The sequence below is a fragment of the Candidatus Zixiibacteriota bacterium genome, assembly GCA_016933955.1.
Lineage (GTDB): Bacteria > Zixibacteria > MSB-5A5 > GN15 > PGXB01 > JAFGTT01.
In genome coordinates this window covers 165,627-183,913 of the sequence record JAFGTT010000015.1, presented here as the reverse complement: position 1 = coordinate 183,913, position 18,287 = coordinate 165,627, and the positions used below count along the sequence as shown (strand labels likewise).

General features: G+C 48.5%; 23 protein-coding genes and 1 tRNA gene. 19 read left to right on the top strand and 5 right to left on the bottom strand.

Annotated features, from left to right (window positions below; genetic code table 11):
* Window positions 1-259 precede the first annotated feature (259 nt).
* Window positions 260-469: a hypothetical protein gene (locus tag JXQ28_05760; GenBank protein MBN2277233.1), complete on the bottom strand. Its 210-nt coding sequence runs from the start codon at window positions 467-469 to the stop codon at window positions 260-262.
* Window positions 470-731: 262 nt separating this feature from the next.
* Here JXQ28_05760 and JXQ28_05755 point away from each other — a divergent pair, with 262 nt between their 5' ends.
* From JXQ28_05755 to JXQ28_05670, 18 genes are all read left to right on the top strand, one after another.
* A complete protein-coding gene (locus JXQ28_05755) occupies window positions 732-1,643 on the top strand; it encodes a polysaccharide deacetylase family protein (protein MBN2277232.1) in 912 nt (303 codons plus the stop codon).
* Between the two features lie 116 nt (window positions 1,644-1,759).
* Window positions 1,760-2,272: a ferritin family protein gene (locus JXQ28_05750; protein ID MBN2277231.1), complete on the top strand. Its 513-nt coding sequence runs from the start codon at window positions 1,760-1,762 to the stop codon at window positions 2,270-2,272.
* A 237-nt stretch (window positions 2,273-2,509) separates the two neighbouring features.
* Window positions 2,510-3,232: a cobalamin biosynthesis protein CbiA gene (locus tag JXQ28_05745; protein ID MBN2277230.1), complete on the top strand. Its 723-nt coding sequence runs from the start codon at window positions 2,510-2,512 to the stop codon at window positions 3,230-3,232.
* A gap of 33 nt (window positions 3,233-3,265) precedes the next feature.
* On the top strand, window positions 3,266-3,499 hold the full coding sequence (locus tag JXQ28_05740) for a 4Fe-4S dicluster domain-containing protein (GenBank protein MBN2277229.1): 234 nt from the start codon (window positions 3,266-3,268) through the stop codon (window positions 3,497-3,499).
* 11 nt (window positions 3,500-3,510) lie between these two features.
* Window positions 3,511-4,584 (top strand): 3-methyl-2-oxobutanoate dehydrogenase subunit VorB, encoded by a 1,074-nt coding sequence (vorB, locus tag JXQ28_05735; GenBank protein ID MBN2277228.1) that lies wholly within the window; start codon window positions 3,511-3,513, stop codon window positions 4,582-4,584.
* Between the two features lie 24 nt (window positions 4,585-4,608).
* Window positions 4,609-5,370 carry a 2-oxoglutarate oxidoreductase gene (locus JXQ28_05730; protein MBN2277227.1) on the top strand — a complete coding sequence of 254 codons (762 nt, stop codon included), beginning with the start codon at window positions 4,609-4,611 and terminating at the stop codon, window positions 5,368-5,370.
* Window position 5,371: 1 nt separating this feature from the next.
* Window positions 5,372-5,932, top strand: coding sequence for a 2-oxoacid:acceptor oxidoreductase family protein (locus JXQ28_05725; protein MBN2277226.1), 561 nt, complete (start codon window positions 5,372-5,374; stop codon window positions 5,930-5,932).
* A 3-nt stretch (window positions 5,933-5,935) separates the two neighbouring features.
* Complete coding sequence (locus JXQ28_05720; GenBank protein MBN2277225.1) at window positions 5,936-6,394, top strand: NAD(P)H-dependent oxidoreductase subunit E; 459 nt, start codon at window positions 5,936-5,938, stop codon at window positions 6,392-6,394.
* A gap of 1 nt (window position 6,395) precedes the next feature.
* Window positions 6,396-8,249, top strand: coding sequence for a 4Fe-4S binding protein (locus JXQ28_05715; protein ID MBN2277224.1), 1,854 nt, complete (start codon window positions 6,396-6,398; stop codon window positions 8,247-8,249).
* Window positions 8,250-8,259: 10 nt separating this feature from the next.
* Window positions 8,260-9,036, top strand: coding sequence for a (2Fe-2S)-binding protein (locus JXQ28_05710; protein ID MBN2277223.1), 777 nt, complete (start codon window positions 8,260-8,262; stop codon window positions 9,034-9,036).
* Window positions 9,033-9,443 (top strand): 4Fe-4S dicluster domain-containing protein, encoded by a 411-nt coding sequence (locus JXQ28_05705; protein MBN2277222.1) that lies wholly within the window; start codon window positions 9,033-9,035, stop codon window positions 9,441-9,443. Before JXQ28_05710 ends, JXQ28_05705 begins: the two co-directional genes overlap by 4 nt.
* A 164-nt stretch (window positions 9,444-9,607) precedes the next feature.
* A complete protein-coding gene (locus JXQ28_05700; GenBank protein ID MBN2277221.1) occupies window positions 9,608-10,435 on the top strand; it encodes a hypothetical protein in 828 nt (275 codons plus the stop codon).
* Window positions 10,436-10,446: 11 nt separating this feature from the next.
* Complete coding sequence (locus JXQ28_05695; GenBank protein MBN2277220.1) at window positions 10,447-11,211, top strand: citryl-CoA lyase; 765 nt, start codon at window positions 10,447-10,449, stop codon at window positions 11,209-11,211.
* Between the two features lie 41 nt (window positions 11,212-11,252).
* Window positions 11,253-11,855, top strand: a complete 603-nt coding sequence (locus JXQ28_05690; protein ID MBN2277219.1) for an XTP/dITP diphosphatase — start codon at window positions 11,253-11,255, stop codon at window positions 11,853-11,855.
* A 32-nt stretch (window positions 11,856-11,887) separates the two neighbouring features.
* Window positions 11,888-12,445: a GNAT family N-acetyltransferase gene (locus JXQ28_05685; GenBank protein MBN2277218.1), complete on the top strand. Its 558-nt coding sequence runs from the start codon at window positions 11,888-11,890 to the stop codon at window positions 12,443-12,445.
* Window positions 12,446-12,504: 59 nt separating this feature from the next.
* Window positions 12,505-12,578 (top strand) — tRNA-Pro (locus tag JXQ28_05680).
* Window positions 12,579-12,596: 18 nt separating this feature from the next.
* The gene (locus JXQ28_05675) at window positions 12,597-13,241 is read left to right on the top strand and encodes a hypothetical protein (GenBank protein ID MBN2277217.1); all 645 of its coding nucleotides are present in this window, start codon (window positions 12,597-12,599) and stop codon (window positions 13,239-13,241) included.
* A 259-nt stretch (window positions 13,242-13,500) separates the two neighbouring features.
* Complete coding sequence (locus JXQ28_05670; protein MBN2277216.1) at window positions 13,501-14,304, top strand: sulfotransferase; 804 nt, start codon at window positions 13,501-13,503, stop codon at window positions 14,302-14,304.
* A gap of 10 nt (window positions 14,305-14,314) precedes the next feature.
* On the opposite strand, the gene JXQ28_05665 is transcribed toward JXQ28_05670, so the two are convergent.
* From JXQ28_05665 to JXQ28_05650, 4 genes are all read right to left on the bottom strand, one after another.
* Window positions 14,315-15,334, bottom strand: a complete 1,020-nt coding sequence (locus JXQ28_05665) for a GSCFA domain-containing protein (GenBank protein ID MBN2277215.1) — start codon at window positions 15,332-15,334, stop codon at window positions 14,315-14,317.
* A gap of 118 nt (window positions 15,335-15,452) precedes the next feature.
* Window positions 15,453-16,103, bottom strand: coding sequence for an adenylyl-sulfate kinase (cysC, locus tag JXQ28_05660; protein ID MBN2277214.1), 651 nt, complete (start codon window positions 16,101-16,103; stop codon window positions 15,453-15,455).
* Window positions 16,104-16,423: 320 nt separating this feature from the next.
* A complete protein-coding gene (locus JXQ28_05655) occupies window positions 16,424-16,861 on the bottom strand; it encodes a CBS domain-containing protein (GenBank protein ID MBN2277213.1) in 438 nt (145 codons plus the stop codon).
* Window positions 16,862-16,988: 127 nt separating this feature from the next.
* Complete coding sequence (locus JXQ28_05650) at window positions 16,989-17,555, bottom strand: GNAT family N-acetyltransferase (protein MBN2277212.1); 567 nt, start codon at window positions 17,553-17,555, stop codon at window positions 16,989-16,991.
* A gap of 189 nt (window positions 17,556-17,744) precedes the next feature.
* On the opposite strand from JXQ28_05650, the gene JXQ28_05645 reads away from it, so the two are divergent.
* Entirely contained in the window at window positions 17,745-18,131 is a 387-nt protein-coding gene (locus JXQ28_05645) for a VanZ family protein (GenBank protein ID MBN2277211.1), read from the top strand.
* The last annotated feature ends 156 nt before the right edge of the window (window positions 18,132-18,287 follow it).

Sequence of the window (18,287 nt, the reverse complement as noted above, 5' to 3'; positions counted from 1 at the left end):
GAGAGATCAATATTGTCAAGTGGGGAAAATCAATATTTTTTGATGTTTCGGTAAAAAAAGCAGTTTTGATGACAAGTGCTGTCAGTGGAAACAAAGATTTTTAGGGGTTTTTAGATTTTCGCTTTCGCGGAAATGACAGCGTTGGGGGCGCATGGGTTTATAACGGGTCAGGAATGAAAGGGAGATACACTCCAAATAAAAAGCATTTGCACTGGTAGCGGGTTCGATAGTGCGAATAAATATTATGCCGGGGCTGTTTTCAGTAACCCTTGACCGATTCATACTCGGATAAAGCCCGCTGAGCGTCTTTCATCTGCTCGTAGGCGATATCGATTTTGCTTTTGCGCCTGCCCCGGTTAACCTCCGGCGGTCCGGAGGGATATTTCGACAGTAAACGCTGCCATCCGTGAAGCTTGTTCAGGTAATCCTCAATAAGCCCCTGCCAGATTATATCAGGGTCCTCATTCATGACTCACTCCGTTCCCCCAAACGGTAAGCAAATAATGATGCTAATCCCGACTTATATTTAAAAATTCAATCGGCTACTGGAGAAAATTATATAAGAAATTCTATTTTACATAATATAGAAATAGTCGGCCCGGTTTGTCAAGAGGGATTCAAGTCGGCGGGTGTTTTCTCTTTCGGTAATATTATCTTTTTATCCCGGCTAATGCCTTTATTTTCAAGCTTTTTTAGTTGACCGGGGATTTTGGGCGGCTAAATTTGGAGTTATGAAATATTCTGCCAAATGGACCTGTTTTTGTTTCCTGGCGGTTTTTTTTCTCGCTACCGCGGTTTTCGGCCAGAGCGGCGATACCGATAAAAAACCGATTTTGAATATCAAAAAAATATGTCTGACCTTCGATAATCTTCCGGCGGAAAGAAATTATACCCGGATCGAACGGTATGAGATCAACGATAAAATTCTGGAAACGCTGGCCAGGCATAAGATCAAGGCGGCGGCATTCGTAATCGGCGACAATATCGAAGGAGACTGGGAGATTCTGGTTAAATGGCTTGAAGCGGGGCATACCATCGGATCGTTCACCTACACCGGGCAGGATATCGATAATGTTCCGATTGAGATGTTTCTCGAAGATATCGCAAAGGGCAAAGAGACGATCGAGGATTTCCTAATATCATTCAAGCAACCGAGTCGATATTTTCGGTTTCCATATCTTCATTACGGAGCCACCACCGAGATTAAAACGGATGTGGAGTATTATCTCGATGAGGCCAATATCAACCTGGCCCACGCCTCCATCGTGGTGGAGGATTTCGTTTATAACCTGTCGCTGGAGAAGATCATCAACAGCCGCGACAGCGCCGATTTTATCGAACTGCGCGATGAGTATATAACTCACCTGCTGGAACGGCTGGGGAATTCCGAAACCCTGGCCCAGGAAATAATGGAACGCCCGGTACGCCAGATATTACAATTACGGCTCAACCGGCTCAATGCTTATTTCCTCGAGGATATTATTGCCGCCCTGATCGACAAGGGTTATGGTTTTATATCACTGCCCGAGGCTTTGAAGGACAAGGTTTACAGCAAGAGGGATGCTTATTTCGGGGTCAAGAGTCTCTCGCTTCTGGAGCGAATCAAATATTCCAATCCCGATTTATTGCCGGCCGGTGAGTAAAAGGCCCGGCAATACGAGAATCTTTCCAAAAAAAATCTGCCTAAATGGTTGCCGTCATCATGGAGTTATTGTATCTTTAAATAATAGCGGTCAAACGAATATAACAAGGAGTTACAATGGATATAATCGATTATGCCATGAAGATGGAGCAGGACGGCAAGGCGTATTATGAGACTCATGCCGCCGGGACCACTGATCCCGATCTGAAACGGATACTGGTTCTTCTGGCCGAAGAAGAAACGCGGCATTATGAGTATTTCAAACGTTTGAAGGCCAATCCCAAAGACATTTCGGGAGGTGAATTGCTGTCGGGCAGTCAAACTCTGGAGAATGTCAAAAACATATTCCAATCCATGGCCGAGAAAGGCGAGAGCAGACCATTTGGTCAGGATGTTGTTTCGGCCTGGACCACGGCCCTCCGGACCGAGGAGAAATCGAAGGCCTTTTATGAGGAAAAGGCGTCGATCGAACCGGACAGCAGGAAGAAGGAACTTCTGCTGAAAATCGCCAAGGAGGAGCATAACCATATTCACATGGTTGACAGTGTCCTGATGTATCTCAAAGCTCCTTCAACTTTTGCAGACAGCGCTCAGTTCAAGAATTTCCGCTCGCTGGAAGGATGGGGGTAAATTCGGGATAGAGGGACATCTTGTTATGGATCAAGGCAGGGATTATTAGTGATAAATTTCACAATATTCCCTTGACTTTGAGGCGGTGTTGCGTAATATTGTTAGTCAGTTGGGGTTATAGGTTATTTTGAAAGGCTGGATCAGGGCTGTTCCTGCCGAATGGATTTTGTGGTAAGAATAAAGGCGGGATAGCGAAAGCATGATGCTGACGGGACAGGCGATAAAGGATAATATTCCATGGCCAATGAGGTAAAAATCCGATATCCCTCGATTTTACGTCCTATTACAATCATCGTAGGAGGCTTCGGAAGCGGCAAAACGGAAGTCTCCGTAAATATTGCGAAATTCTTAGCCGCGACTCAGGATTCCCCGGTAACGATTGTCGATCTTGATCTGGTAAATCCCTATTTTCGTTCCCGCGAGACTGTTCGGGAAATGGAAGCACTTGGGGTTCGGGCTGTTGCTCCCAAGGGGGGGCAGTTTTACGCTGATTTACCGATTTTGCTGCCGGAAGTGAAGGGTATAATCGAGCGTCACGAAGGAAAAGTGATTCTGGATGTCGGGGGCGATGCCCAGGGGACACGAGCGCTGGGTTCGCTGGCCGATGAGTTTGAGACGGGGACTTTTGAAATGCTGATGGTTTTGAACAGCCGCCGGCCGCAAACCTCTGATGTGGATGGATCAATTAAGATGATGCAGAGGATCGAATTAACGGCCCGTCTTAAGTTCACGGGCTTAATCTCCAACAGCCATATGATCGACGAAACCAACGCGGAAATAATTGATGAAGGGTATCGACTGGCTCGTGAAGTGGGTTCCAGAACCGGTCTGCCGCTGTTTTTTGTCAGTGTCAAGCGGGACATTCTAGAGGGTATGGATACCGGCGGTTATGAATGCGCTTTTTTGCCGCTGACCCGGTCGATGTTAAAACCTTGGGAGCGAAAAAAAGAAACCGGCTGAAAATCAGCTTTTGAAGAAGAAGGGAATGATTAAATGCCCGGTATCAAAATAGATAAGAATTATTGCAAAGGCTGTGAGCTTTGTGTCCACGCCTGCCCCATGCAGATTATCTCGATGTCAAAGGAGATAAATCTGAAGGGGTATTTTTATGCGCAGGTGCATGAGCCGACCAGGTGTATCGGCTGCCGAATCTGCGCCATTACCTGTCCCGATGTGGCTATCGAGGTGCACACCCACGGAACCTCATTTGCATTATTCGAGTATTGAAGGGGGAGGTTATGGCAAAGAAATTGATGAAAGGCAACGAAGCGATAGGCGAGGCGGCCATTTGCGCCGGGGCCAAAAACTATTTCGCGTATCCTATTACTCCTCAGAGCGAGGTGGCGGAATACCTCTGCTGGCGTCTGCCGGAAGTCGGCGGGGTTTTTGTTCAGGCGGAATCGGAAGTGGCGGTGGGTAATATGCTTTTCGGGGCCGCGGCCTCGGGTAAACGGGTTTTCACGACCTCATCGTCACCGGGCATCTCTTTGATGCAGGAAGCCATATCATACATGGCCGGAGCACATCTGCCGGTGGTTCTGATAAATATCATGCGGGGTGGTCCCGGGCTGGGTGGGATTCTACCGGCCCAGTCGGATTATTTCCAGGCCACCAAAGGGGGCGGTCACGGGGATTACCGCGTAATTGTCCTGGCGCCGTCGTCGGTGCAGGAGGCCGTTGACCTGATGATTCTGGCATTTGATCTGGCCGACAAATATCGTATCCCGGTGATGGTCATCGGAGACGGGATGATCGGTCAGATGATGGAGTCGGTGGAATTCCCTGGAAAGTACCGGGAGGAGAATAATCCCGATGATTATGACTGGGCTTTGACCGGAGCCAAGAATCGTCCGGCCAGGATAACCAAATCGCTTTTTCTTGATCCCCAAAAACTTGAGGATAACAGTTTCGCCCTGGCCGAAAAGGCAAAGAAAATTAAGGCCGTGGAAGTCCGTTACGAACTTTATAAGGTTACCGAAAAAAACAGGATCTTGATTGCGGCCTACGGGACCATGGCCCGTATCTGCCAGACAGCTATCGATGAACTTGAAACCGAGGGGATAAGTGTCGGGCTGTTCCGGCCGATCACATTGTTCCCCTTCCCGGAGAAAGAAATATATACTGAGGCCGCGAAGAAAAATATCGAGGCGGTGCTGACAATCGAGATGAGTGTGGGTCAGATGGTCGAGGATATTGAGCGGTGCGTGTTGGGTAAAAAGCCGGTTGCCTTTTTCGGCCGGACAGGCGGAATTGTGCCATCGCCCAACGAGGTCAAGGATAAAATACGGGAAATTCTTAAAAAGAAAAAATAGTCTTCGAAGATAAACGAGGATAATATGCTAAGCGATACAACAACAATATTCAAAAGGCCGGAAGCGCTGAGCGACAATATCACTCATTATTGTCCGGGTTGTACGCATGGAGTGATACATCGCCTGGTTGCGGAATCGATCGATGAACTCGGCCTGCGGGAAAGGGCAGTCGGGGTGGCACCGGTGGGGTGTTCCGTGCTCATATATAATTATTTCAACTGTGATTTTCTCGAGGCCCCTCATGGCCGGGCCCCGGCTCTGGCCACCGGGTTCAAACGGGTTCGTCCCGATATGATCGTATTCACCTACCAAGGTGACGGTGACCTGGCTTCGATCGGAATGGGCGAGATCGTGCACGCCGCCAACCGCGGGGAGAAATTCACCGTGATCTTCGTCAATAATGCCATTTACGGTATGACGGGGGGGCAGATGGCCCCGACCACCATGCCGGGGCAGCGGACAACCACCTCGCCGATGGGTCGCGATGTCAATCTGGCGGGGTACCCGATCAGGATGGCCGAACTACTTTCAACTCTGAGAACCCCGGCCTTTATAGCCCGGGCGGCAGTCCATACCCCGATGCATATTGTCAGCGCCAAAAAAGTCATCAAAAAGGCCTTTCGGTTGCAGAAGGAAAATAAATGTTTTTCGCTGGTGGAAGTCCTTTCGACCTGCCCGACCAACTGGGGAATTGCTCCTTTTGCGGCAACGCAGTGGGTGGCCTCGGATATGAAGCCGTACTATCCGCTGGGCATATACAAGGATCCGGAAAGGGAGGAGGCTTAGGATGGCCGATCAAAAGGAAGTCGTCTTCGCCGGATTCGGCGGCCAGGGGGTTATGACGGCCGGCCAGCTTCTGGCCTACACCGCCATGGAGGAAGGCAAGCAGGTGGTCTGGATACCGTCGTACGGTCCTGAAATGCGGGGCGGTACGGCCAATTGTACGGTAGTGGTATCCGACAGCCGGATCGGTTCTCCGATCATCAACAATCCCATGTCGGCCTGCGTGTTCAACCGGCCGTCGCTTGACAAATTCGGTCAGTTGATCCGTAAAGACGGTTTGCTCCTGATAAACAGCTCGCTTATTGATATCAATTCCGGTCGAGACGATGTTACCGAAATTATGGTTCCATGCAATGAACTGGCAATTAAGGCGGGAAGTCCGAAGGTGGCCAATATGGTTATGCTGGCGGCCTATGTGGAAGCAACCGATATTGTCTCGTTTAAGATTCTGGAAAAAATGCTCGATGCAAAGCTGGGTGCTCGCAAACAGGAGCTTCTGGAAGTGAATCACCGGGCCTTCGAGGTCGGCCGGAAGCTTGTCCGCGAAGCGGGAGTGAAGAGGTAATTTATGAGGATGATAGAAATAGAAAAGGTCAGGGAAGTTATCGGGCAGAATCCAGCTGACAAAGCATCCCTGATTGCCGTTCTGCAGGACATACAAAAGGAATTTCATTATTTACCTCAAATGGCGCTGAAGGAGGCCGCGGATTATATGGGTGTCCCGCTGAGCAAGGTTTACAGCGCGGCAACCTTTTATAAAGCCTTTAGCCTGAAGCCGCGGGGAGAGAAAATCGTTCGGGTTTGCAAGGGAACGGCGTGTCATATCAAAGGGGCCGATCTGATTCTCGAGCAGCTGGAAACCGGACTGGGAATCAAGGCAGGCGAAACATCCGAGGATTTAAAATTTACCATCGAAATCGTCAACTGTGTCGGAGCCTGTGCCATGGCGCCGGTAATGATAGTCAATGACAAGTATCACGGCAATGTCCGCGTCGACAAGGCCCTGAAATTGGTGAAAAAGGACTGAAATGCGTATCGACAGCACAGAAAAGCTCGGCCAGTGGCAGAAGGAATGTCAGAAAAGAATCGAGGCCCAGAAAAAGAGAGTTTTGGTTTGTTTGGGGCCGGGTTGTCTGGCCGGCGGTTCCGATCAGATTCTGGAAGAATTCAAAAATATTCTGGCCCAGAAAAAAATTAAAGATGTGACGGTGGAATCGATCAAGAAGACCGGATGTCACGGCTTGTGCGCCCGGGGCCCGCTGGTGGTAATTGAGCCGGAGGGCATCTTTTATTCCAAGGTCAAGAAGGCCAATGTGGCCGAGATCGTGGAAAAGACACTTGAAAAAGGAGAGCTTGTCGAGAAGCTTCTCTATACCGATCCCGAAAGCAAGAAGAAGATCGTTGATTATAAAGAGATACCTTTTTATGCCCGGCAGATGAAATTATCACTTCGCAATGTGGGGCAAATCGATCCCGATTCCATCAGCGATTATATCGCCCGGGGTGGCTATGCGGCTCTGGCGAAAGTCCTGAAAAGTATGAAACCGGCCAAAGTAATCGACGAGGTTTCCCGGTCGGGTTTGCGCGGACGCGGGGGCGGAGGTTTCTCCACCGGGCGCAAATGGGCTTCATGCGCCAAAATCGAATCCGATATCCGCTACGTTATCTGCAACGGCGATGAAGGTGATCCGGGGGCATTCATGGATCGCTGTATTATGGAGGGAGATCCCCATTCGGTTCTGGAGGGGATGATAATCTGTGCTTTTGCGATCGACTCCCCGGAAGGATATATCTATGTTCGGGAAGAATACCCGCTGGCGGTCGTAAATCTTCGTAATGCCATTGATGCCGCCCGACAGCATGGACTTCTGGGAAAAGACATTATGGGTAGCGGGTTCGATTTCGACATAAAAATAAACCGTGGCGGCGGCGCTTTTGTCTGCGGCGAATCATCGGCCCTTATGAAATCAGTAGCCGGTGAAGTGGGTGAACCGCGGGCCAAGTATGTGCGTTCGGTAGCCAAGGGTTTGCATGATAAACCGACGGTGTTGAACAATGTGGAATCGTTTGCCACCATCCCGGTTATTATCGACAAAGGAGCCGACTGGTTTGCCTCGATCGGAACCAAAAAATCGACCGGGACCAAAGCCTTTTCGCTGGCCGGAAAAATCACCAATACCGGGTTGATTGAAGTCCCGATGGGGATCACCTTAAGGGAAATAATCTACGATATCGGTGGCGGGATTCCCGAAGGGCGGAAATTCAAGGCGGTCCAGACCGGCGGTCCTTCGGGGGGCTGTCTGCCCGAGGCAAAATTAGATTTGCCGGTGGATTTCGACACCTTGACGGAGGCCGGATCGATGATGGGTTCGGGCGGGATGATTATCATGGACGACCGTACCTGTATGGTCGATGTAGCCCGATATTTTCTGAATTTTTTGGTCGAGGAATCATGCGGCAAGTGCGTTCCCTGCCGGGAGGGGTTATATCAGCTTCATAAACTATGTGTGAAGATATGCGAGGGTAAGGCCGATGAAGACGACCTGGCATTGATGGAACGACTATCGAAGGTTATTCAAACGGCCTCGCTATGCGGGCTGGGCACATCCGGCCCCAATCCGTTTTTAAGTACCGTCATGTATTTTCGCGATGAATACTTGGCCCATATCCGGGACAGGAAATGCCCCGGAGGAGTATGCAAGGAACTGATTACTTATTCGATCAACGATAAGTGCACCGGATGCATGGCCTGTATAAGAGTCTGTCCGGTCAACGCCATTACGGGCGAGAAGAAAAAGCTGCATGTCCTGGATCAGGAGCTTTGCACCAAATGCGGGTCATGTTACGCGGTTTGTAATTTCGATGCCATAGACATAGTATGATGGGTGGAATATGGTACATATCACAATAAATGGAAAAGTCGTCAAGGCGCGGGAAGGGGAGATGCTTCTGGCGGTCATTAAGCGCGAGGGAATCGATATCCCGGCACTGTGCCATCATGAAGCGATCGAGCCGACCGGTAATTGCCGTCTTTGCACGGTGGAAATCACGCGCGAGGAATGGGACGGCTGGAAGAAATACGTCACTTCGTGTCTCTACCCGGTCGAAGACGGATTGATTGTCAGGACGCATACAGCGGAGTTGCTGGAAATCCGGAAAACCATCCTCGATTTACAGCTGGCCCGCTGTCCCGACTCGGAGTATATTCAAAAACTGGCCGAGGAATACGGCCTGAGTAAATCAAGCTATGAGGCGCGACCGGAAGCCGACAACTGCATAATGTGTTACGCCTGCACCCGTATTTGCGAGGTGCTGGGAAGAAATGCCATATCGGCGGTTCAACGGGGTCATAAAAAGGTCATTGCGCCTCCTTTCGGGGAGGAACCGCCGGATTGTATCGGCTGTCTGGCCTGTGCCCAGATTTGCCCGACCGATGTGATCCCGTGGCGGGACGAGGACGGCGTCCGCACCATCTGGAATAGAAAATTCGATCTGGTGACCTGCAAAAAGTGCGGCAAGGAGATTATCAGCCGGGAGTTCGCCGATTTCCTGATCGAGCAGAGAGAAATACCGAGCGAGTATTTCGATACCTGTGACGACTGCAAACGGATGGAAACGGCGCGGAAGATGGGTGATATTATCGCGAAGGCGGCGGAGGCGGCGCTATGATGAAATTCAGATTCAAAGTAATCCCGTCGCTGTGTATCGGCTGCCGCACCTGTGAACTGGCCTGCGCTTTCAGTCATACGCAGAATCAGAAACCGGGCCGGAGCCGGATTTACCCGATTTCCTACGCCAAGGATAAGTTCGTTCCGGTCGCCTGTTTGCAGTGCGATGATGCCGCCTGTGTTAAATCGTGCATGTTCAACGCCCTGAAGCGTAACGAGGAGACGGGGGCTATCGATCTGGACCGGGAGCGGTGTGTCAAATGTTATGCCTGTGTGGCGGCCTGCCCGTTCGGGTGCTCGCTGGTGGATGATGTTCATGACGAAGTGATCAAGTGCGATCTGTGCGGGGGCAACCCGGTATGCGCCCATTTTTGTCCCACCAAGGCTCTTGTTTATGAGAGAATTTAGGTGATAGACATTTAAAATAAACCCCAAAACGGCCGGTTGGTTTGAATTGCCGCCGGCCGTCTGTTTTTTTATCCGTTTGACAATATCGCCGACCGATTCTATATTTGATTTCCCGGAGAGATCGGTTTATATGGTCATGGCGTAATTTATTGAGGAGATTAAAAGTGTTGACGCGGAAATCGGATTCGATGATGAAGGTTGTCATATTGGCGGTTCTGGCCGCGGTCGTTCTGGGCGGGGTTTTCTGTTCCAAGGGTGCCCGGGAGTCGCTTCCGGAGTATCCCGGATGGCAGAAATACAGCTATAAACATTTCGTCTTTCATTTTCCCGCGGACAGCTACTGGGGGAAAAATATGGAGTCGTTTTCGAATGCCTATGAGCGCTATCTGGAAGAGGATTGCGAATTCCTGGGAATCGATATACCCAAAGACACCATTCATTTTTATATTCATAACAACGGTGTCGAAGGGAAAAAGCTGACCGGACGGGAGCTTCCTTTTCATACCGAGAACCAGATTCACTGGGACCGGGTGCCGCCCTTCGGGACACCGCTGGCCCGGTATCTGGTGGGTCATATGGGTATCCGGCGGACCGACTGGAATTTCCTCTATGATGGTCTGATAACCCTGCGCGATTATTCCGGGAGGAATTACCATCACAATGTGGCCGGTCTGATCGAGATGGGGCGTTATATTCCGCTGGATTCGCTGATCGACAACGAAGCCTTTGCCCGTCAGGACAAATATCACCGCGAATGGGAAGCGGCCTCATTTGTGGGCACGATAACCTTCAATTTCGGGGTCAACCGATTCAAAATGCTTTGGCAGTCAACAGCCTCGTTCGATAAATCAATAGAAGAATTATTCGGAATGAGTATTCAGGAATTCGAAGAAAAGTGGAAAGAATTCGTGAAGATCGACTACGAGGGGATGAATGTGCGGACAATCCAGCTTGATTCCACCTCGACTGACAGCAGTCAAAATAAAAAGTAAGCGGAGGAGATATGGTTGATAATGATTGGAAATCAGCGATAACCGATATTGGTCCCGGCAAGATCCGGGTGAGGGGTTATGATATCACCCAGATAATGGATAAGCTGTCTTATGCCGAGGCGGTTTTTTTGATACTCAAGGGAGAACTCCCCACCAAAGCCGAGGCGGAAATGATGCGGGCGATTCTGGTATCATCAATCGATCACGGTTGTTCGCCGCCGTCGGTGCTGGGGACGCGCAATGTTGTTTCGGGCGGTAATCCGCTCAACGCCGCCATTGCCGGGGGAGTGCTGGTGATCGGCGACAGTCACGGCGGGGCGATTGAAAATGCCGCCAGGATTCTGCAGAACTGGGCCGGAAAAGAGGGCGAGGTGAAAACGCTGGTATCGCAGATGGTGGACTGGATGAAAGAAAAGAAAATCCGGATGCCGGGGTTCGGGCACCGGTTGCATAATGTCGATCCGCGGACGGTGAAGCTGTTCGAAATAGCGGGAAGGAATAATTTTTCGGGACGGCATATTGAGTTATGCCGGGCGCTGGAAAAGGCGCTGGCGGAATCGACCGGGAAACAGCTGCCGATCAATGTCGATGGGGCAATTGCGGCCGTGATCTCCGATATGGGTTTCGACTGGCGGCTGGGCAAGGGATTTTTCATAATTTCCCGGGTACCGGGTCTTCTGGCGCATGCGTATGAGGAGATGACGCGGGAGAAGCCGATGCGTCAGCTGGGCAACCGCAATTTCAGCTATGACGGCCCGGCGGGGAGGGAGATTTGATTACGGCCTCCTGATGAATTATCGTTTTTGTTGGAGTGACAATGCAGCTTGTTCTGGCGACGAAGAATAAAGATAAAATCAGGGAAATCAGGGAGCTGTTAAAGGATCTGCCGATCACCATATTAACCTGCGATGATTTCCTGGAATTCCCCGAAATCGAGGAAACCGGGCTGACGCTCGAGGAAAATGCTGTTCTCAAAGCCCGGGGGATCGCTGAATTTACCGGATTTGCGGCTCTGGCCGATGATTCGGGACTGGAGGTCGAGGCTTTAAACGGCGCTCCGGGGGTATATTCCTCTCGCTATGCCGGACCGGAATGCAGTTATGAAGACAACAACCGGAAACTTCTGGCGGAGCTGGAGGGGATTCCTGAAGGGAAAAGAGCGGCCAGATTCCGAGCGGTGATTGCACTGGCGTTTGATAATGGCCGAGTCGAAACGGTTGAGGGGACAGCCGAAGGGATCATAACCGGAGAAAAGGCGGGGTATGACGGTTTCGGTTACGATCCGGTTTTCTTTTATCCTCCGGCGGGGAAAACATTCGCCGAAATGACTCTTGAGGAAAAAAACAGCGTTTCTCACCGGGGAAAAGCGCTTGTGAAGGCCAGAGAGCTTCTTTCATCAAAATTCGGCAATCCGAAATAACGCATCATTTTTAACTTTATCAGTTTCTATCAATGGAAAAATTAAAAGCGATATCATCCGGCCCGATAATCCTGAATTTGATTGACGAAAATAATCTGGATATAGTCAAGGACATGTTTCGGGGATTTGCGGATACCGAATATATGCTTGCCGAAATCGATGAAAGCTATAAGCCTCGATATGATGAGTCCGGGATCAGAATAAAATTCGGATTTTACGTGTTGTTTAATAATGAATTGGCTGGTCTGACATCGCTGGGAATCGGCAGCTGGAAAAATCTGCGTGGTTATACGGGGGCGGATATATTAAGCCATATGAGGGGCCGGGAAATTGCACCTTCCAGTAAACCATTGCTTTTTCATCTGGCTTTTGATCTGCTCGGATTGAATCGAGTGGAAACCGGTTGTTTTGTTTCGAATATTTCATCAAAAAAGTCGATTGAAAAAACGCCGGGATTTCGGCTGGAAGGAATTTTACGGGAATATACCCTGGGTCCCGGGAATAAATTTGAGGATGAATACCGATATGCCATCCTGAAAAGCGACTGGCTGAAAATCAGGGAGAATTATGATATTCGGATTATCTACTAAATTGTAGAAATCATCTTTCTTGACATTGTTTTTACAGGGGATATATTGCATTGGTTTTTCGGGGTGTGGCGCAGCCTGGTAGCGCACTTGCTTTGGGAGCAAGGAGTCGGAGGTTCAAATCCTCTCACCCCGATTTTTTAGTGGCCCGATAATGAATGAAAATAATGATACGTCAAAACCGATTCCGAAATCGAAGGAAGAAGGCCTACTTGGGCTATCCCAACAAGATATTTTATCATACTTAAAAGGATTTAATCCAAATAAAGCACTGCCCAAGAAGGTACATGAGCTTCTAATTGGCTATATTTTTGTTCAATTTCTCAAGGAAGACGAGAAAGAAGTTGCTATAATAGGCTTTCCAGCCGCAAAAGACTGGCAAGATAATTGCCCCCAAAAGGAAATAACCATTGATTGGTTAATTAAATACGGCAAGAAATTAATTTCTGACAAAGATGTCGATATAAAAATAAATGTTAAAAATTGGATGGCGAATTTTCAGGTAGTAAGATACGTGTTTCGCGCCGGCAAAAAACCTTGTCGAGAACTTGCTCAACTTATTAAATATAAATGCGGAAAATATAAGAAAACACCAAACCTTAATTTAATTGTCAGCATTGAATGCAAGCCACGCATTACTGTCGATGAGATAAAAAATTTGCTGACTACCTCTAATATACCATTTGAGGGTATATTCCTCATCATGAAAGCTTCATCGGAAAGAGGGCATTTTACCTACAGCCAATTATATCCTAAGCAAATTATTGGAAAGGAAATACGAATACGGCTTCCGATATAGCATCTGGTTGGCTTGGACTTTCTCTATACTAATGATAGTTGGCACATTCATTGGGAGATTTCTGTGTTGTATAGAACGACCAGATATTTCACCCCAATTATCGGTCTCTAATAAAATCAAATAAGTGCAGTTCTCTAACGGAAATTGATTTTTTTAAACTTGACCGACTTTAGTAATTTTGAATACAATTGCAATTGATGAAAAGACTTGAAAATGACGCCGGGGATGGCCGGTAGTAAATCGCGAAGGATGCCAAATTATGATGAAGTCTCCGATATTCGTCGGCGGTTCGGCCCGGTCGGGCACGACTCTGGTAAGGGTAATTCTTGATTCTCATCCGAATATCGCCTGCGGGCCGGAAATAAAAATTATTCCCATAATCGCCGAGCAATGGTCCACTATCCGTAATTCCTTTGCCAAACCGATGATGGAATACAACCTGACGCCCAAAGATGTGGATGAAATTTATAATAACATGATCCGGTCTTTTATGGAAAAATACCGGATAAAGCAGGGCAAGGCCCGGATGGCCGAGAAATCTCCCAATAATGTATTTTATTTTCAGCACCTTCATTACCTGTTTCCCGAAAGTCCCTTGATCCATGTCATTCGCGACGGCCGGGATATTATCTGTTCCCTGTTGCAGATGAAATGGGTCGATCCCACCACCGGCCAGCCGATAGCCTATACCCGGGAGGCCGATAAGGCCGCCGATTACTGGGTTCAGGCGGTTATGGCGGGACGCCGGGCATTGAATCTGCCGGGATTGAAAGACCGTTATCTGGAAATCAGGTACGAGGATATTATCAATAAAACCGAAGCGACTTTAAAAAGGCTGTTCGAATTTATCGATGAGCCCTGGGATCCGGTTGTTCTCAAGTTTCATGAACAAAAACGCAATCTGGCGGGTGAATCAAGCGCCGACCAGGTGTCCAAGCCGTTGTATAAAAAGGCCGTGGCGCGCTGGCAGACCGATTTAAAAGAGGAAGACAAGCCGGTAATCAAGAAAATCGCGGGTCCCCTTTTGATTGAACTGGGCTATACGCCCGATGATAACTGGTAAAACGTTCCGATCAAACTACTTCTCGGCCCCCGACCAGATTGATTTTGCGCCCTGCTTCACGGTTTTTCGATACCGGTGGAAGACCCAATTTTGGTTTTTCGGATCGGCAATAATACTTCGTGAACATCTCCATAATAACCCGGACGGCTTCCGGTTTGATATGCCGGTTATCATCCTCATAGGGATCGGAAAAGTAGTTATTGACGATTTCATAGGATGGCCAGTAATGAAGATCGGGGGTGTCGGGATGCTGTCTCAGGAATTCATCGAGGGCCGCTCGCAGGATGGCTTTGGATACGGAATTGGCGGTGGTGCATGATATCGGCCGGAAGGTGGCGACCAGGGGAACCGGGGAGAGGGTGAAGATAACCTCGGCCTGCGGTCGATGCTTTTTAATCACCGAGTATATTTTTTCAAGGTTGTCGCGGTTTTCGTCGACCGTGGTAACCCGGAAACCATGAATCTCCGGATTGAATTTATCCTGGGGGATAGCCCGCCAGAAAACCTCCCCGGTTTGACGGTTACACCAGACTTCGGAGAGACCGAGGGTGATTATGAAGATATCGGTTTGATCGAAAAGTCGGCGGGTATTTTCGCGTATTTCGCGATTATACGGGGCGAGCTCTTTTTCGGAGTCATACCACAGGTTTTCCGAAAAATTTCTGTTTTCATAGGCCCATTCCAGTTGCTGGAGGACCGAAAAGGTGTTGACCATGCCCGCTCCGCAGCGGATGATATAGGTGTCGAGGCCCTCGCGGGCGGCCCCGACCAGATAGCCGCGCTGTCCGAGATATTCCGAAATATGACGCGCGAAACAGCTTCCAAACGCCAAAATTTTACTCTGTTTGGAGATTATGGGTGAATTCGGGGGCCAGCCTTTCAGGATGTATTTTTCGATGGCCTGAGGTTCTCTCATATTTTGTTTGCTGGCGATAAAATTACAGATTCCGCCGCGATACCAGGTTCGATGCGCCGCGCGCTCGATATCATCACCCTGCCTGTAGGTTACACTTTGTGCTGTTTTTTCCATAAGATCGGCCCCGATAAGTCCCTATTTCAAATTGATTTCTTAAAATTTATTTATCCGATTATTCTATCAGGGACTCGCGATTATCCCGCGAGCCCTGATATTCCGATAATATTCTTGGTTATAAATGACCATGTTTGTTCAGATAGCTTAGAACAACCGAGACCGACTCGGTGACGGTCGAGTTTTCGGTATTGACGATCAATTCCGGATTGGCCGGAGGTTCAAAAGGATCATCAATGCCGGTGAAATTCTTAATCAGCCCGGCGCGGGCTTTTTTATACAGACCCTTGGTATCGCGCCGCTCACATTCGGCAAGGGAACATTCGACATAGACCTCGATAAAATCTCCGGGCGGCATGATTCCCCTAATCCGTTCACGATCCCTGGTATAGGGCGAGATAAAAGCGCTGATCGTAATAATTCCGGTTTCGGCGAAGAGCTTGGAGACTTCGCCGATACGCCGGATGTTCTCCTGACGATCATCGGCAGAAAAGCCAAGGTCCGAATTCAGACCCTGCCGGACATTATCGCCATCGAGAATACGAATCTGGTAACCGCGGGAAAACAGGATCCTCTCCAGTTCCTGGGCGATGGTCGATTTTCCGGCCCCGCTCAATCCGGTCAGCCAGATGATATATCCCCGGTGTTTATTGCGATTTTCGCGATCTTCCCGGGTGACCCGGCTGGTTTCCCAGAATAATTTGTTGTCCCCGTCGCTTTTAATTCCGGAGGTCGTTTCGTTCCGGTTATGGGTGACTGTAAGCTCCATTATATTACTCCTTATTGATCCCCGGCCCCTGAAATAATTGTATCGGCCGGTAAAAAGGTGTGTAGCCCAGGACCTTTTGATTCCGTAAATACAATATTATTCCCATGATAGACTACCTGGCAAAATCATTTATCCCATTTTGTTCGTGTTGAGTCTATCTTATCTATGGGAAAATATCGGCAGTTTGTTCAAAAATTTAACACCGGAAAGTCCGATCGGGGCAATTTCGGGGAGGATAAAAAAGGCGGGATACTACCCCGCCGGTTTTGTTTTTATTAAATTCGAATTCGATTTGGAGTAACCGGGTATGGCCCCGATTTTCAGGCCGGATATTTGCCGGTGATATAATCCACAAGATAGCGATTCTCGACTTTGAGATTCTGGACCTGGAACTTGACAATATCCCCAATCGAGATCAACCCGATAACCTTCTGAGACTCAAGAATCGGGACATGACGAATCCGGTTGTTGGTCATGTAAGCCATTACCGAATCGACATCATCATCAGGAATGCCGATGATGAGTTTTCTGGTCATATATTTTTCCACCGGCTCTTTCAGGATGGCAGCTCCATGGCCGGCCAGGTTTTTCAGAATATCTCTTTCACTTAAGATTCCGATCAGGGTGTCATTTTTCATAACCAGGAGGTCGCCGATTTTTCTTTCCACGATTCTGCTCATCGCCTCCTGTATGGTTTTTTCGGGAGCAATGCTCACGAGCCGGTTATCTTTGGTTTTCAGGATATCTCGGACTTTCATATTGCCTCCGTTTGCCGGTGAACCTTTGTCATTGATTAAAATATATACGAACCTGTTCCCCGGGATGAGGGCGATTTCATTACCCAATCAGGGAATATTCTATCGGTTTATCAAGGGACCGGAAAAATCACGGGCTGTATTCAAACTTCAGCAGTGAATAAACCAGGTCGTCGTACAAATCGCCCTTGAAATAATGATGCTGGCGGAGGGTTCCATCGAGTTTAAAGTCGAGAGCTTCCAGGAGCTTAATGGCTGCCTTATTGAAGGTCGATGTCTGGGCATAAACCTTGTTGAGATTCAAATAGGCAAACAGATAACCAACCAGCAGGCTTAGGCCCTCTTTGGCGTATCCCTGTTTCCGGGCATCGGGAGCCATGATTATACCCACCTCAGCCGATCGATTTAGCATATTGAGATTAAAATACCTGATTTTTCCAACCGGGTTGTCATCTTCCAGCCGGATAATAATGAAATCTCCTTCATTGACGTTGATCTCGCGCTGTTTCGCCCGTTCGGCGGCCTGAGCCGGGGTGGCCATTCTGATTAGATGACAGGTTTGTGAATGCGGATCGGAGGCCAAAAACCAGCGGTAGGTCAACTCATAATCGGCCGGTTCGGCGGGCCGAAGATAAACATCTTTTCCCACCAGGGCCGGGGAAGTGGGCAGTTGATTTATTTCAGTTTTTTTCTTCATATTCGGCATTGTTTTATAAATTACACACCGGTTTTATTTACCAATATTGTAAGGATTATGTCAAGTTAATAATTCGCTTACAGCCCGGGATATGATTGATTGATTTTATTTCAATTTACGGCGCTCCAAGATTTTTCTTGCTTCCCGGCCCCAAAACCGTTAGGCTTGCCTTGGCCTTGAGGAGCAAGAATGAGGAATTTTTTTATTTATCATCTTCCGGCTATCGCGTATGCGGCCCTGATTATTATTTTGTCGTCTATTCCCGATCTGGGAAAAAACTCCTTTGATATTTTCAAACTGGATAAAATAATTCACTTTATTGAGTATGCCGTGTTTGCGATTCTGGTTTTTCGGTCGATATCGCACCTGATGCCGAACAGGGTTATCCTGATACTGGGTATTTCCCTGGTCCTGGTGGCCATGTTTGCTATGTTCGATGAGTTCTATCAGAGTTATATCCCCGGGCGGCATTCCGATCCGTTTGACTGGTTATTTGATTTTCTTGGGGCGACTTTAATAATAGTGTTTTTACATTATCGTCTTCGAAAACGCCGGGCGATGCATGCGGCGGAGTGAACTTTTTGTGCATTGATTTGCATAAATACCATTGATAAAATGACTTGACAAAAATGTTCAAAATCATATAATATTAGTGTTAAACAGCATTGATGTACTTGCTAGAACTTGCAATAATATAGTGTTCCGGTATTAAGTTTGCTAAATTGCTAAAAG